A 26,265-nucleotide genomic window follows, 5' to 3' on the forward strand; every position below is an offset into this window, starting at 1 on the left:
GAGGAGCAAAAATATGAAAAAGAAACGAAAATCCTTACGTGTAGCAAGTGCAGCGTTAGTTTGCGCGATGACAGCAACCTCTGTTCTTCCGGCAGCTGCTGCAAAGAAGAATGAGGAAACGACGCCAACAGTGCCTACAGAGCAGACAGAGTGTTCTAAAAATCCGAATGCATATGCAATTTACCCGCTTCCGCAGAAGGTGACGTATCCACAAACAACACAGTCATTTGAACTGAAAAGTGGAGAGGTAACGATTGTTGCAGAGAACGGAGTGGATGAGGCTACCAAAAACTTTGTAAAAAAAGTACTGGACAAGTATAAAGTTGGATATAAAGAATCTGAGAACGTAGATGATGAAAAAACAAATATCATCCTCGGCGTGGAACAAACAAACGGTGCAGCTGATAGTTATATGAAAGAAAATAAAATCAACGAGCCAAATGCAGAATTTTACAAAAAGCCGGATGCCTATGTGCTTGATGCAGATGCACAAAAGAAAGATATTGTCATTGAAGGAAAAGATACGGATGCAACCTTTCATGGTGTTGCGACTCTGCAGATGATGTTCTCTTCTTTCTCAGGAAAGAAATTTTTGGATGCGCATATTGAAGACTATGCAACTGTGGCGACGAGAGGATACATCGAAGGTTTCTATGGTGCATGGAACTTTGATGAGCGTGAAAATCTGATGGAATTTGCCAAAGACTATAAGATGAACAGCTATGTCTATGCACCGAAGGGAGATGCATATCATACAAGCAAATGGGATCAGCTATATCCGGATGAAACAATAAAAGAATTTGAAAAGTTAGTAAAGAAAGCCGAAGAGACAAAAGTAGATTTTGTATGGTCTATTCACCTTGGTAACTTTTTTAAATCATTTTCAAGTATATCAGATGCAAAGTACGAAACACAGTATCAGAAATTAATGGCAAAGCTGGAACAGTTGTATAAAATTGGTGTTCGTAAATTTGATATATTGAATGATGACTTTGGTGGCGGAAACAATGACATGGTTGTGACTGTGCTGAATAGATTGAATGAAGATTTAAAAAAGAAAGGTTGCCAGCCGATTACATACTGTCCACAGGGTTATAACAAGGCATGGTCAGGTAATGGTGCGGAGTTAACAGCTTTAAAGAATTTGAATGATGACATTCATATTTACTGGACCGGTGATGATGTAAACTCACCAATCACACAGGAAACGGTAAACTTTTTGAAAGAAAAGACAAATCATGATCCGGACTTCTGGTTGAACTATCCGGTAAATGAGCATGCGAAATCAGGAATTTATCTTGGTGATATCACATATTATGCGAGAGACAATGTAACGGGACTTGCAGGTTTCCACTCAAACCCAAGCAGATTTGCATATTCAAATGAGGTGGGCTTGTATCAGTTGGCGTCATTGGTATGGAACAATAATAAATATTCTGAACATGCAAATGAAATTTGGGAGAGCGCATTTAATTATTTGCAGCCTGAGGTAAAAGATTCTTATCTTACGATTGCGAGAAACGTAGCAAATGCACCTGGCTCATCCAGAGTTCCTGGATTTAATGAGTCAGAGTATTTGAAAGAAAAATTAGATGCAGTGCAAAAGCTTGTAAATGCAGGAAAGCCAATTAAAGAAAATGAAGATGCGAAAGCAATTTTAGCGGAATTTGATAATATCCTGAATGCAGTCAAAGATTTTGAAAAAAATTGTGCAAATAAAAATTTGGTAAAAGAATTGACGCCTTGGCTGAAATCATTAAATGATGTGGCAAGTGCAGGAAAAGGCGCATTGGAGAGTTTGATTGCTTTAGAAAATGGAGATACTACAACGGCCTGGACAAAACTAAGCAGTGCAAGCAAATATTACAACACAATGTATACCTATCTTACAGCAGAAGATTTGCCGAATGTATATGCAAAAGCAGGAAGCAAGAGACTTGCGCCGTTTGTGGCAAAGGCAATCAATGCAGCAAAAAATCAGTTAACACCGATTTTAAACCCGGGAGACACTACAATTTCACCAACATTATATGCGAAAATGGGCGGAGCAGAAGTGACCGAAACTGCTGATTCGAAGAAGATGTATGATGGAGATGAGACAACTTATGTTTCATGGCAGGTAAAACAGCAGGCGGGCGATTATTATGGATTAGACCTTGGAAGAGTTACCACTGTGACAGATGTATCTATTTTGCAGGCACAAAAAGACGGACACCATGACATTTTCCATGATGCAGAATTACAATATTCAGAAGACGGAGAAACATGGGAAAAGATTGATGCAAAAGTGGATGGAGACCGTATTACGGCAGATGGACTCAATGTGAAAGCGAGATATGTGAGATATTATCTGAAGACAGCAGGATATAATGGGAAACCGGATTATTGGACATATGTAAGAGAATTTACAGTGAACAAAAAAGTGGAAGAACATGACAGAGTCTACACTAACGTTGATGCATTGAAAAAGACACCTCTGACAATTGAGGGAACAGAGATTAGCGTTCGCAATTTGAAAGGTGTTACATTGAAACCAAATAATTATGTTGGTATTAAACTAGAGACACCGGAAGCGGCAAAATCATTCGTAAAAGAAGTATCGGCAGAGGAAGGTCTTGTATTTGAATATTCATTTGATGCATTGAATTGGTCAGAGGCAAAAGAGGTCAAAGACCTTGCCGGAGTAAAATATTTAAGATTGAGAAACAATTCAGAAAAAGATGTGACAGTGGATATAACAAAGATTGGAATGGATATCAAGAGCCTGAAGCCAGAAGCAAAATTGTTACAGTCAACAATTAAAAATGGTTTGAGTGAAGGGACGTATACAAATGTATTTGATGGCAATCTTTCTACTTATATTTTGACAAAAGAAAATCCGGCGAAAGATTCTTATATTACATTTGATTTGGGAAAAACGATTGAAGTGTATGATGTGGAGGCAGTAACCTCAGACGGATTACAGCGTCTGTACAATGCAAAGATTCAGATTTCAGAAAACAATAAAGACTGGACAGATGTGGCGACAGTTGAAAATGACAATTCTGTTATGGAAGTTCCTTATCGCTATGTGCGCGGTGATGCGAAAGGTGCAAAAGCAAGATATCTAAGACTTTACTTTACAGGTAACGGAAATGATAAATTGAAGCTACATGAGATTCAGATTAATAAAAAGACAGAAGGCGGCGTAGCGGCGGCGCAGATCACAAGCAACATGTCAGGTGATGTGGGAGCCGTGATTGATAATGACATCAGTACATTGTTCAATAAAAAGACAAAGTCCGGTGACTATATTAAATATCGTGTGACAGAAAATACAAACATTACACAGATTTCTGTGTTACAGGGTGCAGCCGGTGAAGGTGATTTGTATGTAACAACTCCAAAGGGTGAGCAAAAACTGGGAACAGTGAAAGATGTCATTGCAAAATTTGATACAAAAGATGTGGGACCAATTTCAGAGATTAGCATTAAATGGACTAAAGAAAGTGAAGCCTCAATTCATGAACTGGCAATTACAACCGGAGAAAATGCATCTGACGATATCGGAGAGTATGTAGATCCAATTATCGTAGACAATGGTGAGGAAATTGAACAGAATATTGCAATCGGTAAAAAAGTAGAAGTTTCTGGAACGACTGCTGGAGATAAAAATAATGTAAATGATGCGAATACCGAAACAAAATGGGACAGTGATTTCATCAAAGGTAATAACGCAAAAGAAAACTCATGGATTTACGTCGATCTTGGAGCAGAAAAAGAATATACTATGAATCAGATTGTAGTACGTTTCTATAATCTGATCTACCCAACAAAGTGGGAACTTCAGACATCGGATGATGCTCAAAACTGGACAACTGTAAAAGAACTTTCCAAAAATCCGAATGGAGCACCACATCCGGTAGAAACAATTGATTTAGAGACTCCTCTGACAGCCAGATATGTTCGCCTTTTCTTTGAGGAATTGAACTCAGCCGCAGCCGGAAATGGTGTCGGAATCACAGAGTTTGAGATTTACGGAAAAGAGAAAAAGGATGAGGTGACAGACAAGACTGCTTTAAATGAGGCGATCAAAGAAGCAGAAGGAAAAGCAGAATCCAAAGAGTATACGAAAGCTTCCAAGGAAAGCTTAAAAGCAGTCATTGCAGAGGCAAAGAAAGTTGCAGAGAATGCAAGTGCGACACAGGACGAGGTGACAAAGGCGACTACAAAATTGCAGGAGGCAGTAAACGCACTTCAAGTGAAAGTGACAGAAAAGCAGAATATTGGATTGAAAAAACCAGTGACGGTATCTGGTACAAGCAATGGCGTCAAGGAATCCATCAATGATGGAAATGCATCCACAAAATGGGACAGTGATCTTATCAAGAGTGGAACAGGTGATGAGGCACAGGACATTGGCGATGCATGGTTTGCAATTGATCTTGGGGAGCAGATGAATCTGATTGACGGTTTGAAGGTATCATACTTCAATAAAGTATATCCTACAGATTATGAGGTGCAGGTATCCAATGACAATGAGAACTGGACAACGGTGAAGACTTTATCAAAAGAACATAACGGTCCGGTGAATCCGACTGATGAGATTACATTTGAAACTCCGGTTTCAGCACGCTATGTGAGAATGTTCTTTAAGGAATTGAACAATGTGGCAGGTGGACACGGCGTTGGAATCAATGAGGCAGAAGTGCTTGGCAGATATGTATATGAGAAATCCTCTGTACAGAGTGTGTCTGCAAATACAGATATCCTGATTGAGAAAGACAGTGAATTTGATGCTGCGAAGCTTCCGGCTGTAAATGGAATTCAGGTTGCAGTGGAAGAAATGACTGACACAATCAAAGTACTTGTTCCGGTGACATGGAATACAGATAATCTAGATACCGGTAAAGTAGATACATATGTGTTGGAAGGAACACTGAGTTTAAATGCAGTTGCAAATGCAGAGAATAAAAAGGCGAGCGTGAATGTAGTAGTACAAGGTGAGCCTACAGAAGAACTCGATTATAAAGCATTGGATGAACAACTTGTGATTGCAGCAGGAAAAGAACAGGATAAAGATAAGTATACAACAGAGTCTTATGATGCGTTTAAAACAGCATATGACAATGCGAAAAATGTAAAAGAGAATGCGACGACACAAGAGGCTGTGGATCAGGCGACAGAGACTTTGAAGAACGCGATTGCAGGTCTCAAAGAAAAACCGACAGAGCCTGAGACTCCGGAAGTAGATAAGAGTAAATTGCAGGCAAAAGTGGATGAGTACAGTAAGTTAGATTCCGATATTTATACACAAGAGAGCTGGGGGGCATTTGTAGACGTATTGGAAGATGCAAATGCGGTATTAGCAGATGAGAAAGCAACACAGGAAACGGTTGATGCAATGCTTCAAAGCTTGGAAGAAGCATATGGTAAGCTGGAAGTGGCAGAGACACCGGATCCTCAGCCGGAAGTAGACAAGACAGCGCTGCAGGCAAAGGTAGATGAGTGCAGCAAACTAAATGAAAAAGATTACACAGAGGCAAGCTGGGAAGGATTTGCGAAAGCATTTGAAGAAGCCAATGCGGTATTGAAAAATGAGAATGCAACGCAGGACGATGTCGATCAAGCGTTAAAAGTGTTGAATGAGATGTGTGGAGCACTTAAGAAAGTAACAACACCTACCACACCTACAACGCCAACAACACCTACGAAGCCGACGACTCCAACAGAACCGGATAAAAACAAACCAGACAACAAGAAACCGGTAAAAACAGGAGATCCGACAAGCGTGTTTGGCATTTTCTCATCCATGATTTTAGCGAGCGGCTATATCTTGGGACGTAGAAAAAAAGACGATAATTAAGAATGAGAGAACCCCTTCATATCGGTAGCGGTATGAAGGGGTTTTCCTTGCGGGAACCGGAGAAATTGAGTATACTAAAAAGAAGAAAATGCGACTCTGGGAAAGGGGAGAAGATTGAAAATGAAAGTGATTGATTTTCAGGATGCAAATTGCAGGCATTGCTATAAATGTGTTCGAAATTGCAGTGTAAAAGCAATTTCAGTCCGGAATGAACAGGCGCATATTATTCGGGAAGCCTGCATTCACTGTGGGCATTGTCTGGAAGTTTGCCCGCAGAATGCGAAAACATTTGCGAGTGATATGGAGCGTGTCAAAGGGTATCTGAGACAGGGGATGAAAACCGTGATTTCTATTGCGCCGTCTTATCTTGGTGTGTTGGAGTATAAAAATCCGGGGCAGGTTGTGGATGCACTGTTAAAGCTTGGTTTTTTTGAAGTGCGCGAGACGGCAGAGGGAGCGGCGCTTGTCACACGTGAATATCAGAAACTCCTGGAAGAAGGAACGATGAAAAACCTGATTACAACCTGCTGCCCAAGTGTGAATGATCTGATCGAAAAATACTACCCAAGTCTGACAAAATATATGACTCCGGTAGTATCTCCGATGATCGCGCATGGGAGACTGATCAAAAAGATTTATGGTGAGGATGTGAAGGTTGTTTTTTTAGGGCCTTGCATTGCAAAAAAAGAAGAGGCAGTTGGGGATGACAGGGTGTTTGGGGCTGTCGATGCAATTCTGACATTTGAGGAGCTTGGCGGATGGCTGAAGGCAGAAGGAATCACAATATCGGAATGCGAAGAGAAGCCGTTTGGAAATCCGGATCCGAGGATCAACCGCATTTATCCGGTTGGAGGAGGAATTGTAAAGTCGGTGATGGAACAGAAAGAGATGAAGGATACATATCACAAACTTTACGTGGACGGTCTGGATGCCTGTATGGAACTATTTAAAAGCATGGAGAAGGAGGAACTCAGCCACTGCTTTATCGAGGCAAATGTATGTGACGGAGGCTGTATTAAAGGACCTGCATCGGACCAGTGGCAGAATTCTTTTGTGAAAGCGAAGGTGCAGATTGAAGCACAGGTGGAACATGCGCCCGCTTCCGAGGATATTCCATATGATTGCATATCAATGCAAAAAACATTTTTGGATCGCAGTCAGCACGAACAAGTTCCGACAGAGGAGGAATTGACAGAATTGCTGCAGGCAATCGGAAAGTATAAAAAAGAGGATGAATTGAATTGTGGTGCATGCGGGTATTCGACCTGTCGGGCGAAAGCGACAGCGGTATTTCAGAAGAAGGCAGAACTTGGGATGTGTCTTCCGTATGCGATTGCACAGGCAGAATCGATGTCGAATATTGTGCTGGATGTGACACCGAATCTGATTTTCATCATAGATGATGAGATGCGGATTCGAGAGTGCAACCGAATGGCGCAGCAGTATTTGGGAGTCAGCAGGGAAGAAGCGCTGGAGCGATACATATTCGAGTTTATCGAGACGGAAGATATCGAGATGGTGCTTGAAACGAAACAGTCTATTATGAGTAAAAAAGTAGATTTACCGCAGATTCACTTGAAGGCGGAAGAAAAAATTGTGTATATTCCGAATCTTACATCAGTGCTTGTCATTTATCAGGATATCACGAAAGAGGAGAAGGCGAAGGAAAAGCGGTACCGTTTAAAGATGGAGACGATCGATGCTGCACAGAAGGTTATTGATAAGCAGATGATGGTGGCGCAGGAAATTGCGGGACTTTTAGGAGAAACAACGGCGGAGACAAAGGTTACGCTTACGAAATTACGGGATTCAATCCTGATGGATGAGGAGGAGTAGCATGAGTGTTAGTGTGGATGTTGCGTGGAAAAGTCTGAACAAATATCAGGAAGAACTCTGCGGAGATAAGGTGGAGGTGCTGAAGACGGATAAGGCAGACGTTTTGATTTTGGCTGATGGAATGGGAAGCGGTGTGAAAGCGAACATACTTGCAACACTCACTTCAAAAATCCTAAAGACAATGTTTCGGGATGGGGCTTCCATTGAGCTTGCGGTGGAGACGATCGCAAAGACCCTGCCGATCTGCAAAGTGCGGGAAGTGGCGTATGCAACGTTTAGCATTCTTCAGATTGCTCACAATGGAGAAGCGTATCTTGTCGAATTTGACAATCCAAGCTGCATTTTTATCCGGGATAAAAAGATTGTGGATTATCCGTACAAAGAACGTATAATCGAAGGGAAAACAATACGTGAATATCGTTTTCAGGTAAAGCTCAATGATTGCTTTGTTTTGATGAGTGATGGTGTGATCTACGCCGGGGAAGGAGAGCTTATGAATTTGAGCTGGACGTGGAACGAGATGGCAGAATATACGCTGAAATGCACAAAAAACACACTTTCTGCTTCGAGATTGACCGTTCTTTTGAGTGATCTGTGCAATGAATTGTATGCCCACCGTCCGGGTGATGACACGACGATTGCAGTCATGCGTGTGATCAATCGAAAAATCGTGAACATTTTTACCGGTCCGCCAAAAAGCAAAGATGATGATGAGCGTATGGTGCGGGAATTTATGTCAGAAGAGGGAACAAAGGTTGTGTCAGGAGGGACGAGCGCAAATATTATGGCGCGCGTTTTGCAGAAAAACATTGTCACATCGGTGAATTATCAAGATTCATCAGTGCCGCCGACTGCTGCGATTGAAGGTTTGGATTTGGTGACAGAGGGAGTTCTGACACTTGGAAAAGCATTAAAACTGCTCAAGAAATATGAGAGAGATGATTTTGACGTGGAATTTTTTGATGAGTTGGATGCGGATAATGGAGCGTCCAGACTTGCAAGGCTGTTAATCGAAGAATGTACGGACATTCATTTATTTGTGGGGACGGCAACGAATGAAGCGCACCAAAATTCCAATCTTCCATTTGACTTAAGTATCCGAATGAATCTGGTAGAACAGCTTCAGGAGGTGGCAAGGAAGATGGGAAAACAGGTGTGCGTAAAATACTACTAGTTGGAGGAAATATGTTAATACTTGTAATTATGATGCTTGGAGTTATTATCGGTATGAAACTGAATTTGAAGAAAACATTGAAGGTAAATGGAGTGCTTCAGATTGTTTTAACCGGGATTTTGATTTTTATTATGGGAGTCTCGCTTGGAAGCAGAGAAAACTTTTTTAATGAACTGGCAGAACTTGGCTGGAAGAGTGTGCTCTATATGTTGTCTGCGGTGGCAGGATCTACTTTGATCGTCTATGGACTTACGAAAGTATTTATGAAAAGTAAGGAGGATAAGGAAATATGATGGTTGTGATCGCAGTGTGCTGTCTGGCAGCGGGAGTGCTTTTGGGAAATGGAATTCTTCCGAAGGATATAATTGATTTTCTGACCGGACACTCAGAACATGTGTTGTATGTGCTGATGTTCTCTGTCGGAATCAGTGTTGGAGCGAACAAAGGTGTATTCCAGAAATTAAGAGAGCATCATGTGAAAATCTTATTGATTCCAATAGGAGTTATTTTGGGAAGCATTTTTGGAGGTGTTGTGTGCAGTCTGTTTTTAGGGGAAAGCTTACGGGACAGTCTGATGATTGTGTCGGGGCTTGGCTGGTACAGTCTTTCTGGAGTTCTGGTGACGGAGCTTGCAGGTGCAAAAATTGGTACGATTGCGTTTCTATGTAATCTTTTGCGGGAAATCTTCTCGTTTATGATCATACCGGTTGTAGTAAAATATTTTAACGGATATGCGGCGATTGCTCCGGCAGCAGCTACGAGTGAGGATACGACACTTCCGATGCTGATGAAATATACATCAGGAGAAGTGGTGATGATGGCAGTTTTGAATGGAATTATCTGTTCGGCAGCGGTTCCGGTATTGATAAAACTGTTTAACGGAATTTTATGATTAGTATATTGTGCAAGAAAAAAAGACGGGAATCCCGTCTTTTTAACGTTCATATACAATATAGCGGTATTTTTGCAGCAATTCAGTTGCATTATGGGAAGAAGATTCGTCGTAAAATTCAATACGCAGAACGCCTTCTTCAAATTCACGGTTATGTATAATGCCGATATTTTTGATGCTGATATTGTTTGATGCAAGTATGGTCGCAATTGTTGCGATTCCCCCTGCTTCGTCGATGATATCGCAGTAGATCGCAAACACTTTTTTGATCGGTCCGGAGGAACCTTCCGGAATGGAATTCCGGTAATTTTTAGATGTCTCAAATAAATCATATAATTTTTGCTCGGAGCTTTCTGCGACAGAATCTCTTGCATTTTTTAACATGTCAATGTAAGCGTCCAAAATTTTGACAATATTGTCTCCGTTTTTCAGACAGATATGCTGCCACATTGTCGGAGAAGAAGAGGCAATTCTTGTGATATCCTTAAATCCTCCTGCAGCAAGCTGTTTCATTAACTCATCTTTTGTATCCGTATCCTTTACAAAGTTGACTAAGGTGGATGCAATGATATGTGGCAGATGGCTGATTGTTCCGGTGATCAGATCGTGCTCTTTGTAATCCAAGATGACCGGAAGTGCTTTTAACGATTCTACAAAAGTGCTGTATGCAGTCACTTTATCTTGCGATACGGTCGAAGATGGAGTCAGGATGAAGTACGCATTTTCAATCAGCATCGATTTGGAATTTAAAAAACCGGACTTCTCAGAACCAGCCATTGGATGTCCTCCGATAAAATTTTCTTCCATATCAAGAGCGATGATCTCCTCGTGAATCGAAGTCTTTACACTGCCTACGTCAGTGAGAATACAGTCTTTGGTAACATAGTGTTTGATCTGCTTTAAATACGCAGTGTTATATGAGACCGGTGCACATAGGAAAATATAGTGACAGTTGGAAAAGTTGTTATCGATGGAAGTGCAGGCTACGTTGATTACAGATTCCTGCGTGGCGAGCGCGAGTGTCTCTCTGCTTTTGTCAAAGGCGATAATCTCGGAATCAGGGTAATACTGACGGATCGCACGGGCGATGGAACCGCCAATCAATCCAAGCCCGATAAACCCGATTTTGTAAGGTTTGTTCATAATATTTGCTGTCCTTTCTTTATTTTCACTTATCAATTATTGTACACTAAAGTAAAAGACAAATAAATTGTATAAATTTAATAAAAGAGTTGTAATTTTGTGGAAATTTTAGTACAATATACACATGAGAAACTACAAAAATAAGGAGGCAGCAAAATATGAAAGTTTACAGAACAGACGAAATTAGAAATGTGGTACTTTTAGGACACGGAGGCAGCGGAAAAACTAGTTTAGTCGAAGCAATGGCTTATGTATCAGGAGCAACCAATCGAATGGGCAAGATAACAGACCATAACACGATTAGTGATTTTGATAAAGAAGAACAAAAACGAGAGTTTTCGATTAGTACAAGTCTGATCCCGATTGAATGGGAAAAAGCAAAGATCAATATTTTGGATACACCGGGATACTTTGATTTTGTTGGAGAAGTAGAAGAAGCGGTAAGTGCAGCGGATGCAGCCGTAATTGTTGTTTCAGGAAAAGCAGGAGTAGAAGTAGGAACGGAAAAAGCGTGGGAGTTATGTGACAAATATAATCTTCCGAGAATGGTATATGTGACAGAGATGGATGTGGATGATGCAAGTTTCCGGCAGGTTGTGGAAGATTTGACGGCAAGATACGGAAAGAAGATTGCGCCGCATTTCCAGCCGATTCGTGAGAATGAAAAGCTTGTAGGGTATATCAACGTCATCAAGAATGCCGGAAGAAGATATACAGGTATCGGGCAGAGAGAGGAGTGTGAGATTCCGGAATATTGTTTGCCAAACTTACAGCTTTTAAGAGATTCACTGATGGAGGCGGTTGCCGAGACGAGTGAAGACTTTATGGAAAGATATTTTGCAGGAGAAGAATTTTCAATTGAAGAGATTCGTTCTGCGATGCGCACGGAAGTAATGGATGGGGATATCGTACCTGTTGCGATGGGATCAAATATAGAGGCGCAGGGAGCGGCAAATTTGTTGTCTGACATTGTGCGTTTCTTCCCTAGCCCGGATAAGAGAACTTGTGTGGGGATCAACCGCAAGACAAATGATATTTTTGAAGCAAATTATGATTTCGCAAAAGCGAAGACGGCATATGTGTTTAAGACAATGGTAGATCCGTTTATTGGAAAATATTCATTTGTAAAAGTATGTTCGGGTGTCTTAAAAGGCGAAGATACACTGTTTGACACAGAGAATGACACGGAACAGAAACTTGGGAAATTATATACGATGCAGGGAAATAAACCGGTGGAAGTCTCAGAATTACACGCAGGTGATATCGGTGCGATCGCAAAACTTTCTGGCGTAAAGACAGGCGATACACTTTCTACAAAGAATACGCCGGTTCTGTTCGGAAAGACAGAATATTCCACACCTTATACATATATGAAATATGTTGTAAAGGCAAAAGGAGATGAAGATAAGGTATCTCAGGCACTGGCAAAGATGATGGCAGAAGATGTGACGTTGAGAGCGGTAAATGACAGTGAGAATCGTCAGTCGTTATTGTATGGTATGGGAGATCAACATTTAGAGATTGTTGTGAGCAAGCTTGCAAGCCGTTACAAAGTAGATGTGGATTTGGAGACACCGAAAGTTGCTTTCAGAGAGACTATCCGAAAGAATTCAGATGTAGATACAAAATATAAAAAACAATCTGGAGGGCATGGGCAATACGGTCATGTAAAGATGAAATTTGAACCTTCCGGAGATTTAGAGACACCATATGTATTTGAACAGATTGTAGTTGGCGGAGCAGTTCCAAAGAATTACTTCCCGGCAGTAGAAAAAGGTTTGCAGGAATCTGTACTGAAAGGACCTTTGGCAGGATATCCGGTTGTAGGTGTGAAGGCAGTTTTATATGACGGATCTTATCACCCGGTGGATTCTTCTGAGATGGCATTTAAGACAGCGACAATGCAGGCGTTCAAAAAAGGATTTATGGAAGCAAGTCCTGTGTTATTGGAGCCAATCGCAAAGATTAAAGTGATGGTGCCGGATGAGTATACCGGAGACGTGATGGGAGACCTGAACAAACGTCGTGGACGTGTGCTTGGAATGACGCCGGTTGCGGGCGGAGCGCAGATTATCGAAGCGGATATTCCGATGACAGGAGTATTTGGATACTGCACCGTGCTGCGGTCTATGACAGGTGGAAGAGGGGCTTATGAATATGAATTTGTACGCTATGAACAGGCTCCTTCTGATGTGCAGGAAAAAGAGATTGCAAAACGTGCAGCAGAAGAATAAGTAAGGCGGGTAAGGGCATCATTTTTAGATGTCCTTACCTTTTTATCTGTGTGGGACAACCTTTTGGGAATGTATTGTACTTTTGATATAAAGGTGCTATAATTGCCATGCTGTTTGGATTCTGTATGGGAATCCGAGAGGAATGAAAATAAAAAGTTGAGGGAATATCGATGAAGATTGTAATTATTGGAGATGGAAAAGTAGGATATAAACTTGCAAAGCAACTCTCTGAAGACAATTATGATGTAGTGCTGATTGACAATAATGCGGGAAAGTTAAAGGCGGCGATTAATAAGCTGGATATCATTTGTATTACCGGGGATGGTGTAAGTGCAGAAGTGCAAAAAGAAGCAGATGTACCGCATGCAGATTTAGTGATTGCATGCGCATCTACAGATGAGCTCAATATGCTGAGTTGTCTGATCGCGAGAAGATTGGGAGCGAGACATACGATTGCCAGAGTGCGTAACCCAATTTACTATCAGCAGATAGATATTTTGAAAGAAGATTTGAGGTTGAGTATGGCGGTCAATCCGGAACTGGCAGTTGCAAATGAGATTTCAAGAGTGTTGATTTTTCCGGTGGCAAGTAAGATTGAGACATTTGTGAAAGGAAGAGTGGAACTGGTTGAATTTATGCTGCGCTCAGGGAATCCGATCATTGGTCACAGTCTGGCGGAGATTTATAGGAAATATCAGATTAAGATACTTGTCTGCGCAGTACAAAGAGGAAAGAAAGTTTATATTCCGGACGGAGAGTTTGTTCCACAGGAAGGCGATAAGCTTCACATTGCAGCATCCCATCGGGAGATTGAGCTCTTCTTTAAATCTTTGGGAGATTGTAAGAATAAGATCCGAAGAGTTTTGATTTGCGGAGGTGGACGTGTAGGATTTTACCTCGCAAAACAGCTTCTGTCTTTGGGAATGCAGGTTAAGATTATTGAGCAGGATTTGAAAAAATGCGAAGCGTTATGTGAGTCTCTGCCTAAGGCGACCATTATTCACGGAGATGCAGCAGATCATGATCTTTTGATCGAGGAAGGTATTCGGGAGGCGGATGCACTTATTTCACTTACTGGTATGGACGAGGAGAATATCATTATGGCATTGTTTGCAAAGATGCAGGGCGTGCATAAGATTATCGCAAAGGTAAATGAGGACACAAGAGCGCAGATGGTCGAAGGTCTTGGAATCGATAGTATTGTATCTGCAAAAAGTGCAACAGCAGATGTTATTTTAAGTTATGTGCGTGCAAGACAGAATTCTTTGCGCAGTGCAAACGTGGAGACGATGTATCGTCTGGTTGACGGTCAGGTGGAAGCGTTAGAATTTATTATCAGAAAAGAGAACAATTATACGAATATACCGCTTAAGAATATAACGATCAAGCCGAATAATCTGATCGCCTGTATTGGAAGAAAGAGACAGATTATTATTCCGAATGGTGAAGACAGCCTTCAGGTAGGGGATAGTGTCGTAGTTGTAACTTTGGAAAGAAAGATTCATGATATCACAGATATTTTGAGTTAGAGGAAGAGGCAATTATGAACTATAGAATGACGAGTTTTATATTAGGAAGAATGTTAGGTGTAGAGGCGCTTGTGATGGTGATTCCGGCGATTGTTTCCGCGATATACGGAGAAGAGACGATGCGTGCGTTTTTAATCACAAGTGCTGTCTTAATGGTATTGTTTTTGATTTTCGGGCGCAAAAAGCCGGAGAATGCGATGATCTATGCAAAGGAAGGATTTGTGATTGTGGCGCTGGCATGGATTCTATGGTCCGTATTCGGAGCACTTCCGTTTTATATTTCGGGAACGATACCGAAATATATCGATGCACTGTTTGAGACTGTGTCCGGTTTTACAACAACAGGTTCTACTATTTTGACGGATATTGCATCTTTGCCGATGGGCATGAATTTTTGGAGATGTCTGACGCATTGGATCGGCGGAATGGGAGTGCTTGTCTTTGTGCTGGTACTGACATCTTTAGATGACAAGAATACGATGCACTTGATGCGCGCGGAGGTTCCGGGACCGGAAGCGGACAAACTGGTTCCCAAGGTGAGAGGAACAGCAAAAATTTTATATGGAATGTATCTTGCGCTGACGTTGATAGAAGTTGGATTTTTGCTTGCGGGAGGAATGAATCTGTATGACAGTGTCATCCATGCATTCAGTACTGCTGGAACCGGAGGGTTTAACAACAGGAATAACAGTGTTGCGTTTTATGACAGCGCATATATAGATGGTGTGATCACAGTATTTATGATTCTGTTTGGAATCAATTTTAATATGTATTTTCTGTTGCTGTTAAAGAATGTAAAGTCTGTATTTAAAAACGAAGAAGTCCGGGCCTATTTGGGAATCATCGCAGCTACGACGATTATCATTACGTTCAACATTATGCACATTTATGAGACACCGTTAAAATCATTCCGCTATGCGGTATTTCAGGTGGCTTCCATTATCACAACAACCGGATTTGCGACCGCAGATTATAACCTTTGGCCGGAGCTGTCGAAGTGTTTGCTGCTTATGGTCATGATTGTCGGGGCGTGCGCAGGTTCGACCGGTGGTGGTATGAAAGTATCGAGAATTTTAATTTTGTTAAAAAGTATCAAGCAGGAAGTGAAAAAAACACTGCATCCGAAGTCAGTCAGTGTTGTAAAGCTCAATGGAAAAAGAGTGAGTGGTGAGACGATGCATGCGGTATATGTGTATTTTATGGCATACATTTTTATTGTGATAGCATCTGTTCTTGTTGTATCCATCAACAATTTTGATTTTGCAACAACATTTACCGGCGTGCTCACAACATTGAATAATGTGGGACCAGGAATTGCTGCGGTTGGTCCGGTTGAGAATTTTGCGAAATTTTCTGTGTTATCAAAAATTGTATTCTGTTTTGATATGCTGGTCGGAAGATTGGAAATTTTCCCGTTTTTAATGTTGTTTTCATCGAACTTGTGGAGAAGAAAATTTTAAGGGAGAGAAGATTATGAAAAAATCAAGTAAGAAACTTATCGGAATATTGATTGTCATTTTGCTGGCATGTATTTATTATTACGTAACCATTCCGGCAATCAATATCCATTCATCAGAATTTTGGATTTTTATCATTTTACTGATTGTGGCGCTTTTGGTGTATTATATATGGAAAAGGCGTCTTGGAAAAGATGAGATTAAGCAGTCCAAGGTTGTGAAGGGAATTCTGTTTGTTCTGCTAGGCGTTGTGTTGATTTATGGAGTGGGAACATTACTGTCCTCCCCGATTGTCAATGCAAAGAAATATCAAAAGCTTTTAACTGTGAAAGACGGAGAATTCACGAAAGATATTGAAGAGTTATCGTTTGATCAGATTCCGCTTTTGGATAAAGACTCTGCTACGATTCTCGGAAACCGTAAGATGGGAAGTATGGTAGATATGGTATCTCAGTTTGAAGTGGACGATATTTACACCCAGATTAACTACCGGGATAAGCCGGTGAGAGTATCACCGCTTCGTTATGCGAACCCAATCAAATGGCTGACAAATCAGTCAGAGGGAATTCCGGCATATATCCGAATTGATATGGCGACACAGACAACAGAACTTGTAAAATTAGAGGAAGGGATGAAGTATTCCACATCTGAGTATTTCAACAGAAATATTTACAGACATTTGCGTTTTAAATATCCAACCTATATTTTTAATGATTTAAGTTTTGAAATTGACGATGACGGGGTTCCATACTGGGTATGTCCGGTGAAGAAATTCAACATCGGTCTGTTTGGTGGTGAGACAATCGGACGTGTTGTTCTCTGTAATGCGATCACCGGTGAGACAGTGGACTATGCGATTGATGAAGTGCCGGAATGGATAGACCGTGCATATTCCGCAGATATGCTTGTGCAGTTATATGACTATTATGGAACTTTAAAACACGGATTTTTCAATAGTGTACTTGGACAGAAAGATTGTCTGAAGACGACAGAAGGATATAATTATCTCGCAATTGACGATGATGTGTGGGTGTATACAGGTGTTACATCCGTAAGCGGTGACCAGTCAAATGTAGGGTTTGTGCTGATGAATCAACGTACGATGGAGACAAAATATTACGCTATTGAAGGGGCGACAGAGAGTTCAGCGATGAATTCCGCGCAGGGAGAGGTGCAGGATCTCGGCTATAAGGCTGCATTCCCGCTGCTTTTGAATATTTCCGGAGAACCGACATATTTCATTGCGCTGAAGGACGAGGCAGGACTTGTCAAGAAATATGCGATGGTGAATGTCCATAAATATCAGGTTGTTGCAATCGGAGATACGGTAAATGAATGTGAAGAACGGTATCAAGAGCTGCTCTTAAAAGAAGGAATTCAGGTGGAAGAGGAAGATACGCGGGAAACTCAGACCCTGACAGGTAAGATTACAAAAATCGCGCAAGGTGTTGTGGATGGAAACTCACACTATTACATTATGATAGAAGGCTCCGAGGACATTTTTGATGTGCCTGTAGTGGACTATATCGATATCATCAAATACGATGTCGGCCAGGAGATTACGGTAGAGTACAAAGTGGGAGAAAAGATGAACACTGTAACTAATTTAAAATAAACAAAAAGAGTTGTGAGACAGTCTCGCAACTCTTTTTACATTCTAATTTAAAAATTCACATTTTTCCGTCTTCACATCTTTTAGACCTTCTCTGTCAGCACTTACACTTACATAGAAATCTACGTTGTGCTTTTTCGAGATATTGCTTAAACGATCGACAAATCTTGGGATATTTTCGAGGGAAACACTGGTCTGCTTTAAAATTCCGTCAATAAAAATAACTTCGATATCACTGTTGCAGCTGATCATACCATAGATGAAACCAGTGTATTCATCTATGTTGCGGATGGAAGGGAAATCATCCATGCAGATTGCTCTGATATCAAATGATACACTGTAGGTATCATTGTGGCTGTTCTTGATAAAGACAACATTACCGTCACATGCTTTTGCTTTCTGATTGGCTAATTCAATCATCTTTTGTGTCTTGCCACTGCCTTTTTGCCCTGTTAATAAATATACCATGGGAATCACTCCTTTGTTATGTATTTTTTATTCTGTCTATGATATTATTTATTATACAACAACTTTTGCCAAAGAGCAATAAAATATCGCAAATTTATATTAATATTTTACAAAAAGTTGTATAATTATTTAAATTATTTATAAAATTTGTACAACTATGGAGGGGTGAGAATAAAATGATAAGAATACTGTTGATTGAGGATGATGAGCATATTGCACAGAGCATTCAATTTTTTTTGGAAGGTGAAGGATTTCAGATAAAAGTGGCAGCTATGGCAAGGCAGGCAATGGAACTGTTAAAGTCGGAGGATTTTCAGTTGGTTATTTTAGATGTCACATTGCCTGACGGAAATGGGTTTGAACTGTTTGAGGAGATCAAAGCAAGAAAAGAACTGCCGGTTATCTTTCTGACGGCGTTGGATGGAGAAGAAGAGATTGTAAAAGGATTTGAATTGGGGGCAGATGAATATATTACGAAACCGTTTCGTCCACGGGAATTACTTTCCAGAATTAGAAATGTAATCCGCCATACTGGGATACTGGAAGAAAACAGACAGGAAATTCAAATTGAGCATGTGAAGATGAATTTAGAGCAAGGGGCGGTCTACAAGAACAATGAGCGCATAGAACTGACGGCGCTGGAGTATAAGATACTTGCTCTGTTTTTTGAGAATAAAGGCCGGATCCTGACAAGAGGGCAGATACTTTCGGGAATCTGGGATGAGTCCGGCAATTTTGTCAACAACAATACGTTGACAGTGTATATCAAAAGACTTCGCGAGAAGATAGAAGAAGACCCAAATGCTCCAAAGATCATCAGGACAGTGCGCGGCATGGGATATAAGGCGGGGGTTTGATCTATGGAGAAAAAAAGATTTGTAATCAGCGTGTGTGTCCTTGCTTTGGCTGGACTTATCAGTACCTGGATATTTGCTGGCGCTGTGGAGCGGGAGAATAACAGATGGCTGTATGACGTGACGGACAGTCTTGTGACAGAGATTGTAAGGCAATATCCGGATGTGGAGGAGGAGACGATTCGTCAGATGACTTCAGACGGGGTAGCGTCTCAGAAAGAAAGTGTATTGAAGAAATATGGAATTGAGGAAGACAATTTTTTACCGAAACGAACCGGTGGAAATCAGCAGGTGATGATAGTGGGCGGAGTGACTGGGATTTTATTTTTGGTCTGTGCAGGTTGTGTCGGTATCTTTTTATATGCCATGAAAAGGCAGAGAAAGCAGATTGAGGAACTGGAACAATACTGTGAGGAGGTACTTCAGGAAACGGCAACGCTGGATCTGCGGGATAACGAAGAGGGAAGATTCAGTCTTCTTAAAAATAAAGTATATGATATCACCGTACTTCTCAGAGAAAAGAATCAACTGCTCGAAAAAAATAAGAAGGAGACAGAAAGGCTGATCGCGGACATTTCGCACCAACTCAAGACACCAATTACCTCTCTTCGTATGACAAATGAAATCCTATATATGGACATGTCAAGCGAAAAGAGAATGCGATTTCTTGATAATATGCAGGCGGATCTGCTGAAGATTGAGTGGTTCGTAAAAACGATTTTGAACCTTGCAAAATTAGATTCAAAGACACTTACATTGAAAAGAGAAGAGACGATGGCAGCAGAATTGTCAGAGAAGATGATAGATTCGTTCAAAATCTTCTGTGAGGTGAGTGGGTGTAGAATTGCTTCATCTGGCGAAGAAGATATTACGCTTTGGTGTGATAAAAAATGGCTTTTGGAAGCTCTGCACAATATTTTGAAAAATGCACTGGAGCATGGCGCGGCACACATAGCGCTTTTGTGGTCGGAAAATAATCTTTATACAAAACTTGAAATCACAGATGATGGAGAAGGGATTGAAAAAGAAGAACTTCCGCATATTTTTGAGCGCTTTTACAAGATGAAAGGAAGCAGAGAAGACAGTATGGGACTTGGTATGGCATTTACGAAAAGTATGATTGCATACCAGAACGGGGAAGTGAAAGTAAAGAGTAAAAAAGATGAGGGCACGACGTTTATCGTAAAAATATATAAAAATGATTTCCAAAAGTCACTTTAGAGTCACTTTTGTATCGTAGAATAAAGAAAAACGAAGGAGGCAGAGTATGGAAATCTTAAAAGTAGAGAATTTATGTAAACGATACGGAGAAAAGGATACTGAAGTGGTTGCTTTGGATAATGTGAGTTTTACCGTGGAAAAGGGAGAATTTGTTGCGATCATCGGGGCGTCAGGAAGTGGTAAATCAACACTTTTACATCTGATTGGCGGTGTTGACCGCCCGACAAGCGGGAAGGTATTTATCGACGGGACTGATATCTATGAGCTGAATGCGGATAAACTGGCAATCTTTAGGAGAAGACAGGTCGGATTGATTTATCAGTTTTATAATCTGATTCCGATTTTGAATGTAGTAGAAAATATTACGCTTCCATGCAGATTAGATGGAAAGGAAGTAAAAGAGGAACGTCTGGAGGAACTTTTAGAAATCTTAAATCTCAAGAATCGAAAAGAGCACCTTCCGAATCAACTGTCAGGCGGACAACAGCAAAGAGTGTCGATTGGGCGTGCAATCGTGAATTATCCGGCGATCGTGCTCGCCGACGAGCCGACGGGGAATCTGGATAGTAAGGCGTCAAGAGAGATTATTGATCTTTTAAAAATGTCCAATCAAAAATACAATCAGACGGTGATCGTAATTACACACGACGAGAATATTGCGCTGGAAGCGGATCGGATTCTGACAATTGATGACGGGAAGATTGTCAAAGACGAGAGAGTGAGGTAGTTTATGAACATTTTAAATGAACTCACGGTCAAAAATTTAAAACGGAATAAAAAGCGTACGCTTGTAACAATTTTCGGAATTATCCTTTCGGTAGCGCTGGTTACGGCGATTACGACATTTGTTTCCAGCATGCAGGGCTCTATGATAGAGTACGCAAAGGAAAATGATGGAGATTATCATATTTTTGTATCGGATGTGCCGGTTGAACAGCAGAAATATTTGTTAAACAATGCAAAAATCGAACAGACTATGATTGGGCAGACAATTGCAGATGTAGCGCCTGAGACATTTTTTAAAGAGGAAGAAGATCAGGAAAATTATAGAGGGATGCTGAAATTGAAAGCATTTGAGGAGAAGGATTTGAAGCGGCTTGGAATTAAGCTGATAGAAGGTCATATGCCAAAAAATGAGCAGGAGATCCTGATGCCGGTGCAGCTGAGCGGATTGGATGGTATTAGCTATGAAGTGGGTGATGTGTTGACACTCAAAGTCAATGGTTCAGAGGAGACGTATACGATTGCAGGCTTGATGGGAATTAACAGCTTTGAATTTCAGAAAGACGGGATGATGGGCTCTACACTTGTGACAAAACTGGACCATGATACAGCCGGACAGCCGATAGAAATTGCATTGTCATTAAAAGATCCAAAAGAAGCATATACGTTTGCGGAAAATTTGAAAGAGGAACATGGATTTTCGCAAGAACAGATCATTACCAATGATATGTTGCTGCAGTTTGAGGGAGGAACGAGATCAGAGCAGACCATGCAGGTGTTATATCGGATGGCTGTGATCGTCATTCTGATTATTATATTTACATCGGTCTTTGTCATTAAGAATAGTTTTGACATTTCGATTATGGAGCGAATCAAGCAGTATGGAATGTTGGCAAGCATAGGCGCTACTTCAAAGCAGATTCGGAAAAATGTGTTGTTTGAGGGAGTTGTGCTTGGAGTGATTGCGATTCCATTGGGAATTCTGTGTGGCGTTTTTGCAATCTGGGTTACACTTTTGACAGTGACGCAGATATTGGCAGGAAGTGGTCTTGCAGATATTCCATTACACTTATATGTATCATGGCAGGCGCTTGTAGTTGCAGTGGCAGTTGCAATTATCACAATTTATCTATCATCAGTCATCCCTGCGAGAAAAGCAGTCAAGATTGCTCCAATGGATGCAATTCGTGACTCGGCAGGTATTAAAATTGCAGGGAAGAAACTGCGTACTTCTAAGCTCCTTTCAAAAATATTGGGCATAGAAGGTGAGATTGCAAGTAAAAATTTAAAACGAAGCCGCAAAAAATACAGAACAACGGTATTTTCCATTTTTTTAAGTGTTGTGCTGTTTATCTCAATCAGTTCTGTTATTCAATATGGATTTTTATTGCAAAGCTATGTATATCAGGAGATGGACTATAATCTTTATGGCGCAATAGAAGATTCCGATATTTCGCAGGAGCAGCAGGAAAAACTTTATGGGAAAGTGGAAAAGGCAGATGGAATTAAGGAAAGTACAGTTGTAAAGCATCAAATCTGTAATATTGCACAAGGTGATTATACAAAAGAAGCATTGGAAGATATGAATGGCGTATATGATTCAATTGAAGTGGGGGAGGAAGATTTATATATCACATTTTACTCCATTCCGGATGACCAATATCGGGCGTATGTAAAAGAGCAGGGACTTTCTTATGAGGATGCAAAAGAGAAGGCGATTATCTGCGATACGCAGCGGAGAACAATTTATGATCAGGATACCGGAGAGACAGTCAGGAAACAGTTCCAACTGCTGAACAGCAAGGCAGGAGACACGCTTTCCTATCGCATGTTGTCGGAGGATGGAGAACAAAAAGAAGTAGAGTCGATGGAGATTGCAAAGCGGACCAAGGAGCTTCCGTTTGGAGTGGAGGCGGATTATTATTCTGTTGTTGCTGTTATTTCGGATGAAATGATGACAAGAATGGGTGGTACGCTGGATGGATTTTATGCGGAAGCGGAAGATACAAAAATATTACAGGAAGAAATTCAGGGATTGGATGAAAGTATAGAGTGGTATTTCATTGATTATGAGCAGAGGGCAAAAGAGCAGAACAGTATGGTATTGGTTGCGGCGATTTTCTTATATGGATTTATCGCAGTTATTTCGGCTATTGGAATTACCAATATCTTCAATACAATCACAACGAATATGACGCTTAGAAGCCGTGAATTCGCGATACTGCGCTCGGTTGGAATGACAGAAAAAGAATTTCGAAAGATGATTCGCTGTGAAAGTATTTTATATGGTACAAAGGCATTGGCTTTTGGGGTTCCGGTCGGAGTAGCGCTATCCTATGGAATGTACAAAGTGTTTGTCGGTATCATTGAGGTACCGTATACACTTCCGTGGAAAGAAATCTTGATTGCAGTTGCGGCAGTATTTCTGATCATCTTTTGGACAATGCGATATTCGGTGAAAAAAGCAGAAAAGCAGAATATCATTGAGACCATTCGAAGCGAGAATATATAATCAAAAACGCTGTGACAAAACCAGATTAGGTTTGTCACAGCGTTTTTGTGGCTAAGTATTAGTTACAATAATTCTCTTTGATAGCGCTGATCAAAGCAATGATCCGCTCGTCTTGAATCCGGTAGACAACATTCATGCCGATTTTTTCTGATTCAAGAATCCCAGCCGTTTTCAGTTGATTTAAATGCTGAGACAGTGCTGAAACAGTAATGTTCGGGGTGAAGGTATGAATTTCGCTTACGGTGAGTGGACCTGAAATTAGGGAACACAAGATCAGTAAACGGTGTTCATTTGCCAATAGTTTTAGCAGATCAGCAATTTTTCTTGCTTTCATTTCCATGATTTTTATATTCCTTCCTGTGTTTTAGATAGCAAATTCCTTGTGTCATAGTTCCCATCGGACAATATACGCACCAGGAACGAGGCCTGAACAGAAACATGGTCAGGAGACCTAATGTTGTAGAGGTGAGCATGACACTGAAAAAGCCAAAAGCAAATTGGGAAATCCAAGGTGAAACCATGTCGATTTTTGCCCATTCCCATGGTAATTTAAACGTCCACAGAAGTGTGACGGTCTGTTTCAGTGGTGCACCGCTAAAAACCTTATAAGTGCTATATAGCATAAGCCCGAACATAATCATAAAAAATGTCAAAAACCCATATCGAAACCAGCGACTATGTAAAAATTTTGGGGGTGTTGCTTTACGTGATAGTTTTAGTTTGTGTCCTAACAGCCCCAATAATTGACCTCTTCCGCAAAAGCGGTTGCAGTATACCTTGCTGCCTCCGAAGATGGAAATAAGCAGTGGAGTTATAAAGAATATAAGCCCCAGCCAGGCAAACAGAATATTAAAAAGTCCAAGTGTTAAATATAATAGTTCGATGATCCAGAGATAATCCGCCCATGTCTTTTGTTGTTTCATCTTGTTACCTCCCGTTCTGCGATGAGAATAATTCCGGCGGGACATTCTCTGGCGCATTTTCCACAACCGATGCAAGCATCTTTGTTGACTTTGGCAATAATACCAAGTTCTATATGTATAGCGCCTTTCGGACAAACTTTCATACAGCATCCGCAGGCTACACAATTTTTCCCAATTTGGGCAATTTTTGATATTTTATGCATAAGCACCTCCATAAATATTTTAGTATTTTAGCAATTTCTAAAATACTAAAATAACTATTGTTTGTCAAGAAAAATTGTATGTCAGTTTTCATATGTGTTATACCGTTTCATATACCAATGGTTAAATTTTGAAAGCATTATTTAAGAAGCAGTCAATTGTTTGGGTGTGAAAAAGTTGCTATACTTTGCTTAAGTGATTAGTGAACTCAGGAGGAAGTCGTTATGAAAATAAATGAAATGATCAGAGAGCGGCGTATTGCAAAAAAACTTACACAAGAACAAATGGCAGGTTATCTTGGGGTGACAGCCCCGGCGGTCAATAAATGGGAGAAAGGAGTTTCCCAAACAAAAGGATATTAAGGAATAACCTGTGTTTACCTGCTTGCGAATAAAAGAATAATGCTGTTAAGTTAGAGATACTGCATAAATGTGCTGGTATCTCTTTTTCGTTGGCTTGAAACAACAGACTATTTCATTTCTGCTTGATTACTCTAAACTTATCGGGATATGATTTGTCAAGGGCTTGTTGCGTAAGCAATGCTTAGCACCCTTTACAAATTATGGACGGATAAGTAGCTTTTCAAAAGCAGAAAAAATAGTAGTCTTAAGATTTTGAAACATTGTAGCAGGTATTGGAAAATGGTATAATGTAAATACAGAGAAACATATAAATTGAAATTTATTAAGGGGGAGTGGAAAAATGGTCTTATTGGTTGTAGATACACAAAAGGCACTTGTTAATGATGAATTATATAATTACAATGAGTTTATTGATAATATTCAACTGTTAATTAAAAAAGCACGAGAAAACAATGTTGAAGTCATTTATGTTGTACATGATGATGGCATTGGGAGCGGTTTAACAAAAGGTACTGATGGTTTTGAAGTATTTGAAAAATTTAAGCCATTATCTAATGAGAAATTGTTTGTTAAAAGTGTGAACAGTGCATTTAAAGATACTGGTTTAGTTGAGTATTTAGCAGAAAATAATGAAAAAGACATAATTATTGTTGGACTTCAAACCGATAAATGTATCAATGCAACAGTAATAAGCGGATTTGAATATGGCTTTAATTTGATTGTACCTGCATTTGCAAATTCGACGATAAACAATAATTATATGGATAGCCAAAAAAGTTACCGATATTATAACGAATTTATGTGGCATGAACGTTATGCTGAATGTATTTCCATAGAGGAAACTATAAAAAGAATGAACAGCTAAATTAGAATTTGAAAGGATGTTAAAAATATGGTAGATGAAGTGGTATTAGGGAATGTTATGGTTGATTGTGATGATGAAAGAAAATTGCAAAGATTCTATGGAGAATTATTAGGTTGGGAAATGTGTGAACTATTTGCAAGACCGGCTGTCAGTAGTTCTTCGGGGATTGTTTTTTTGTTTATTGAGGAAAAAGATTATGTTCCTCCTGTATGGCCAGAAGATACAGGAAAACAACAAAAACAGATGCATTTTGATTTTCAGGTTGATAATGTTGCAGAAATGGTTAAGAAAGCGGAATCATTGGGAGCCAAGAAAGCGGAAAGTCAATTTGGAGGAAATGATTTTGTAACCATGTTTGATCCGGCAGGACATCCGTTTTGTTTATGCCGGAAGTGACAATTCCAGTTTATAGAA

At 40.4% G+C, this 26,265-nt stretch carries 20 protein-coding genes and 1 pseudogene; 16 read left to right on the forward strand and 5 right to left on the reverse strand.

Translation table 11 applies throughout. The annotated features are described in order from the left end of the window. The first annotated feature begins 13 nt into the window (after positions 1-13). The 5 genes from BQ5364_RS05790 to BQ5364_RS05810 all read left to right on the forward strand — a co-directional run bounded on the left by BQ5364_RS05790 (position 14) and on the right by BQ5364_RS05810 (position 9,747). On the forward strand, positions 14-5,845 hold the full coding sequence (locus tag BQ5364_RS05790) for a glycoside hydrolase family 84 protein (protein WP_071143832.1): 5,832 nt from the start codon (positions 14-16) through the stop codon (positions 5,843-5,845). A gap of 120 nt (positions 5,846-5,965) precedes the next feature. Further along, complete coding sequence (locus BQ5364_RS05795) at positions 5,966-7,681, forward strand: [Fe-Fe] hydrogenase large subunit C-terminal domain-containing protein (RefSeq protein WP_022250846.1); 1,716 nt, start codon at positions 5,966-5,968, stop codon at positions 7,679-7,681. 1 nt (position 7,682) lies between these two features. Next, positions 7,683-8,855, forward strand: coding sequence for a SpoIIE family protein phosphatase (locus tag BQ5364_RS05800; RefSeq protein WP_022250847.1), 1,173 nt, complete (start codon positions 7,683-7,685; stop codon positions 8,853-8,855). 11 nt (positions 8,856-8,866) lie between these two features. Then, complete coding sequence (locus BQ5364_RS05805) at positions 8,867-9,148, forward strand: LysO family transporter (protein ID WP_022250848.1); 282 nt, start codon at positions 8,867-8,869, stop codon at positions 9,146-9,148. Beyond that, a complete protein-coding gene (locus BQ5364_RS05810; protein WP_022250849.1) occupies positions 9,145-9,747 on the forward strand; it encodes a LysO family transporter in 603 nt (200 codons plus the stop codon). Before BQ5364_RS05805 ends, BQ5364_RS05810 begins: the two co-directional genes overlap by 4 nt. 42 nt (positions 9,748-9,789) lie before the next feature. Here BQ5364_RS05810 and BQ5364_RS05815 read toward each other — a convergent pair whose 3' ends face one another. Further along, the gene (locus tag BQ5364_RS05815; RefSeq protein ID WP_022250850.1) at positions 9,790-10,890 is read right to left on the reverse strand and encodes a prephenate dehydrogenase; all 1,101 of its coding nucleotides are present in this window, start codon (positions 10,888-10,890) and stop codon (positions 9,790-9,792) included. Positions 10,891-11,048: 158 nt separating this feature from the next. On the opposite strand from BQ5364_RS05815, the gene BQ5364_RS05820 reads away from it, so the two are divergent. The 4 genes from BQ5364_RS05820 to BQ5364_RS05835 all read left to right on the forward strand — a co-directional run bounded on the left by BQ5364_RS05820 (position 11,049) and on the right by BQ5364_RS05835 (position 17,725). After that, positions 11,049-13,124, forward strand: a complete 2,076-nt coding sequence (locus tag BQ5364_RS05820) for an elongation factor G (RefSeq protein ID WP_071143833.1) — start codon at positions 11,049-11,051, stop codon at positions 13,122-13,124. Between the two features lie 170 nt (positions 13,125-13,294). Then, positions 13,295-14,653 (forward strand): Trk system potassium transporter TrkA, encoded by a 1,359-nt coding sequence (trkA, locus tag BQ5364_RS05825; protein WP_004614039.1) that lies wholly within the window; start codon positions 13,295-13,297, stop codon positions 14,651-14,653. 14 nt (positions 14,654-14,667) lie between these two features. Next, complete coding sequence (locus BQ5364_RS05830) at positions 14,668-16,113, forward strand: TrkH family potassium uptake protein (RefSeq protein WP_071143834.1); 1,446 nt, start codon at positions 14,668-14,670, stop codon at positions 16,111-16,113. Between the two features lie 13 nt (positions 16,114-16,126). After that, entirely contained in the window at positions 16,127-17,725 is a 1,599-nt protein-coding gene (locus BQ5364_RS05835; RefSeq protein ID WP_022250853.1) for a hypothetical protein, read from the forward strand. 42 nt (positions 17,726-17,767) lie between these two features. Here the strand turns inward: BQ5364_RS05835 and BQ5364_RS05840 are convergent, their stop codons facing one another. Beyond that, complete coding sequence (locus BQ5364_RS05840; RefSeq protein WP_004614036.1) at positions 17,768-18,190, reverse strand: hypothetical protein; 423 nt, start codon at positions 18,188-18,190, stop codon at positions 17,768-17,770. Positions 18,191-18,366: 176 nt separating this feature from the next. Between BQ5364_RS05840 and BQ5364_RS05845 the strand changes: the two genes are divergently transcribed. The 4 genes from BQ5364_RS05845 to BQ5364_RS05860 are packed head-to-tail and all read left to right on the forward strand — an operon-like array spanning position 18,367 to position 23,500. Beyond that, positions 18,367-19,047, forward strand: coding sequence for a response regulator transcription factor (locus BQ5364_RS05845; RefSeq protein ID WP_083382703.1), 681 nt, complete (start codon positions 18,367-18,369; stop codon positions 19,045-19,047). A gap of 3 nt (positions 19,048-19,050) precedes the next feature. Next, positions 19,051-20,265 (forward strand): sensor histidine kinase, encoded by a 1,215-nt coding sequence (locus BQ5364_RS05850; protein ID WP_071143835.1) that lies wholly within the window; start codon positions 19,051-19,053, stop codon positions 20,263-20,265. 46 nt (positions 20,266-20,311) lie between these two features. Continuing rightward, a complete protein-coding gene (locus tag BQ5364_RS05855; protein ID WP_071143836.1) occupies positions 20,312-20,992 on the forward strand; it encodes an ABC transporter ATP-binding protein in 681 nt (226 codons plus the stop codon). Positions 20,993-20,995: 3 nt separating this feature from the next. Further along, complete coding sequence (locus BQ5364_RS05860; protein ID WP_071143837.1) at positions 20,996-23,500, forward strand: ABC transporter permease; 2,505 nt, start codon at positions 20,996-20,998, stop codon at positions 23,498-23,500. A gap of 58 nt (positions 23,501-23,558) precedes the next feature. Here the strand turns inward: BQ5364_RS05860 and BQ5364_RS05865 are convergent, their stop codons facing one another. Genes BQ5364_RS05865 through BQ5364_RS05875 form a run of 3 tightly spaced genes read right to left on the reverse strand, consistent with a single transcriptional unit; the run spans position 23,559 to position 24,626 of the window. Further along, a complete protein-coding gene (locus BQ5364_RS05865; RefSeq protein WP_004614031.1) occupies positions 23,559-23,840 on the reverse strand; it encodes an ArsR/SmtB family transcription factor in 282 nt (93 codons plus the stop codon). Further along, positions 23,812-24,423 carry a 4Fe-4S binding protein gene (locus tag BQ5364_RS05870; protein WP_004614030.1) on the reverse strand — a complete coding sequence of 204 codons (612 nt, stop codon included), beginning with the start codon at positions 24,421-24,423 and terminating at the stop codon, positions 23,812-23,814. Before BQ5364_RS05870 ends, BQ5364_RS05865 begins: the two co-directional genes overlap by 29 nt. After that, positions 24,420-24,626: a 4Fe-4S dicluster domain-containing protein gene (locus BQ5364_RS05875; RefSeq protein ID WP_022250858.1), complete on the reverse strand. Its 207-nt coding sequence runs from the start codon at positions 24,624-24,626 to the stop codon at positions 24,420-24,422. Before BQ5364_RS05875 ends, BQ5364_RS05870 begins: the two co-directional genes overlap by 4 nt. 222 nt (positions 24,627-24,848) lie before the next feature. On the opposite strand from BQ5364_RS05875, the pseudogene BQ5364_RS05880 reads away from it, so the two are divergent. The 3 genes and pseudogenes from BQ5364_RS05880 to BQ5364_RS05890 all read left to right on the forward strand — a co-directional run. Beyond that, positions 24,849-24,968: pseudogene (locus BQ5364_RS05880) on the forward strand (helix-turn-helix domain-containing protein); the annotation flags it as partial. A gap of 358 nt (positions 24,969-25,326) precedes the next feature. Then, positions 25,327-25,851 (forward strand): cysteine hydrolase family protein, encoded by a 525-nt coding sequence (locus BQ5364_RS05885; protein WP_009243658.1) that lies wholly within the window; start codon positions 25,327-25,329, stop codon positions 25,849-25,851. 27 nt (positions 25,852-25,878) lie between these two features. After that, on the forward strand, positions 25,879-26,247 hold the full coding sequence (locus BQ5364_RS05890) for a VOC family protein (RefSeq protein WP_009243659.1): 369 nt from the start codon (positions 25,879-25,881) through the stop codon (positions 26,245-26,247). Positions 26,248-26,265 lie beyond the last annotated feature (18 nt).

The organism is Coprococcus phoceensis (assembly GCF_900104635.1).
Lineage (GTDB): Bacteria > Bacillota > Clostridia > Lachnospirales > Lachnospiraceae > Faecalimonas > Faecalimonas phoceensis.

Bases quoted from the DNA above. Each gene is read 5' to 3' on its own strand.
- BQ5364_RS05790 (WP_071143832.1), top strand. From the start codon at position 14: ATGAAAAAGAAACGAAAATCCTTACGTGTAGCAAGTGCAGCGTTAGTT.
- BQ5364_RS05795 (WP_022250846.1), top strand. From the start codon at position 5,966: ATGAAAGTGATTGATTTTCAGGATGCAAATTGCAGGCATTGCTATAAA.
- BQ5364_RS05800 (WP_022250847.1), top strand. From the start codon at position 7,683: ATGAGTGTTAGTGTGGATGTTGCGTGGAAAAGTCTGAACAAATATCAG.
- BQ5364_RS05805 (WP_022250848.1), top strand. From the start codon at position 8,867: ATGTTAATACTTGTAATTATGATGCTTGGAGTTATTATCGGTATGAAA.
- BQ5364_RS05810 (WP_022250849.1), top strand. From the start codon at position 9,145: ATGATGGTTGTGATCGCAGTGTGCTGTCTGGCAGCGGGAGTGCTTTTG.
- BQ5364_RS05815 (WP_022250850.1), bottom strand. From the start codon at position 10,890: ATGAACAAACCTTACAAAATCGGGTTTATCGGGCTTGGATTGATTGGC.
- BQ5364_RS05820 (WP_071143833.1), top strand. From the start codon at position 11,049: ATGAAAGTTTACAGAACAGACGAAATTAGAAATGTGGTACTTTTAGGA.
- trkA (WP_004614039.1), top strand. From the start codon at position 13,295: ATGAAGATTGTAATTATTGGAGATGGAAAAGTAGGATATAAACTTGCA.
- BQ5364_RS05830 (WP_071143834.1), top strand. From the start codon at position 14,668: ATGAACTATAGAATGACGAGTTTTATATTAGGAAGAATGTTAGGTGTA.
- BQ5364_RS05835 (WP_022250853.1), top strand. From the start codon at position 16,127: ATGAAAAAATCAAGTAAGAAACTTATCGGAATATTGATTGTCATTTTG.
- BQ5364_RS05840 (WP_004614036.1), bottom strand. From the start codon at position 18,190: ATGGTATATTTATTAACAGGGCAAAAAGGCAGTGGCAAGACACAAAAG.
- BQ5364_RS05845 (WP_083382703.1), top strand. From the start codon at position 18,367: ATGATAAGAATACTGTTGATTGAGGATGATGAGCATATTGCACAGAGC.
- BQ5364_RS05850 (WP_071143835.1), top strand. From the start codon at position 19,051: ATGGAGAAAAAAAGATTTGTAATCAGCGTGTGTGTCCTTGCTTTGGCT.
- BQ5364_RS05855 (WP_071143836.1), top strand. From the start codon at position 20,312: ATGGAAATCTTAAAAGTAGAGAATTTATGTAAACGATACGGAGAAAAG.
- BQ5364_RS05860 (WP_071143837.1), top strand. From the start codon at position 20,996: ATGAACATTTTAAATGAACTCACGGTCAAAAATTTAAAACGGAATAAA.
- BQ5364_RS05865 (WP_004614031.1), bottom strand. From the start codon at position 23,840: ATGGAAATGAAAGCAAGAAAAATTGCTGATCTGCTAAAACTATTGGCA.
- BQ5364_RS05870 (WP_004614030.1), bottom strand. From the start codon at position 24,423: ATGAAACAACAAAAGACATGGGCGGATTATCTCTGGATCATCGAACTA.
- BQ5364_RS05875 (WP_022250858.1), bottom strand. From the start codon at position 24,626: ATGCATAAAATATCAAAAATTGCCCAAATTGGGAAAAATTGTGTAGCC.
- BQ5364_RS05885 (WP_009243658.1), top strand. From the start codon at position 25,327: ATGGTCTTATTGGTTGTAGATACACAAAAGGCACTTGTTAATGATGAA.
- BQ5364_RS05890 (WP_009243659.1), top strand. From the start codon at position 25,879: ATGGTAGATGAAGTGGTATTAGGGAATGTTATGGTTGATTGTGATGAT.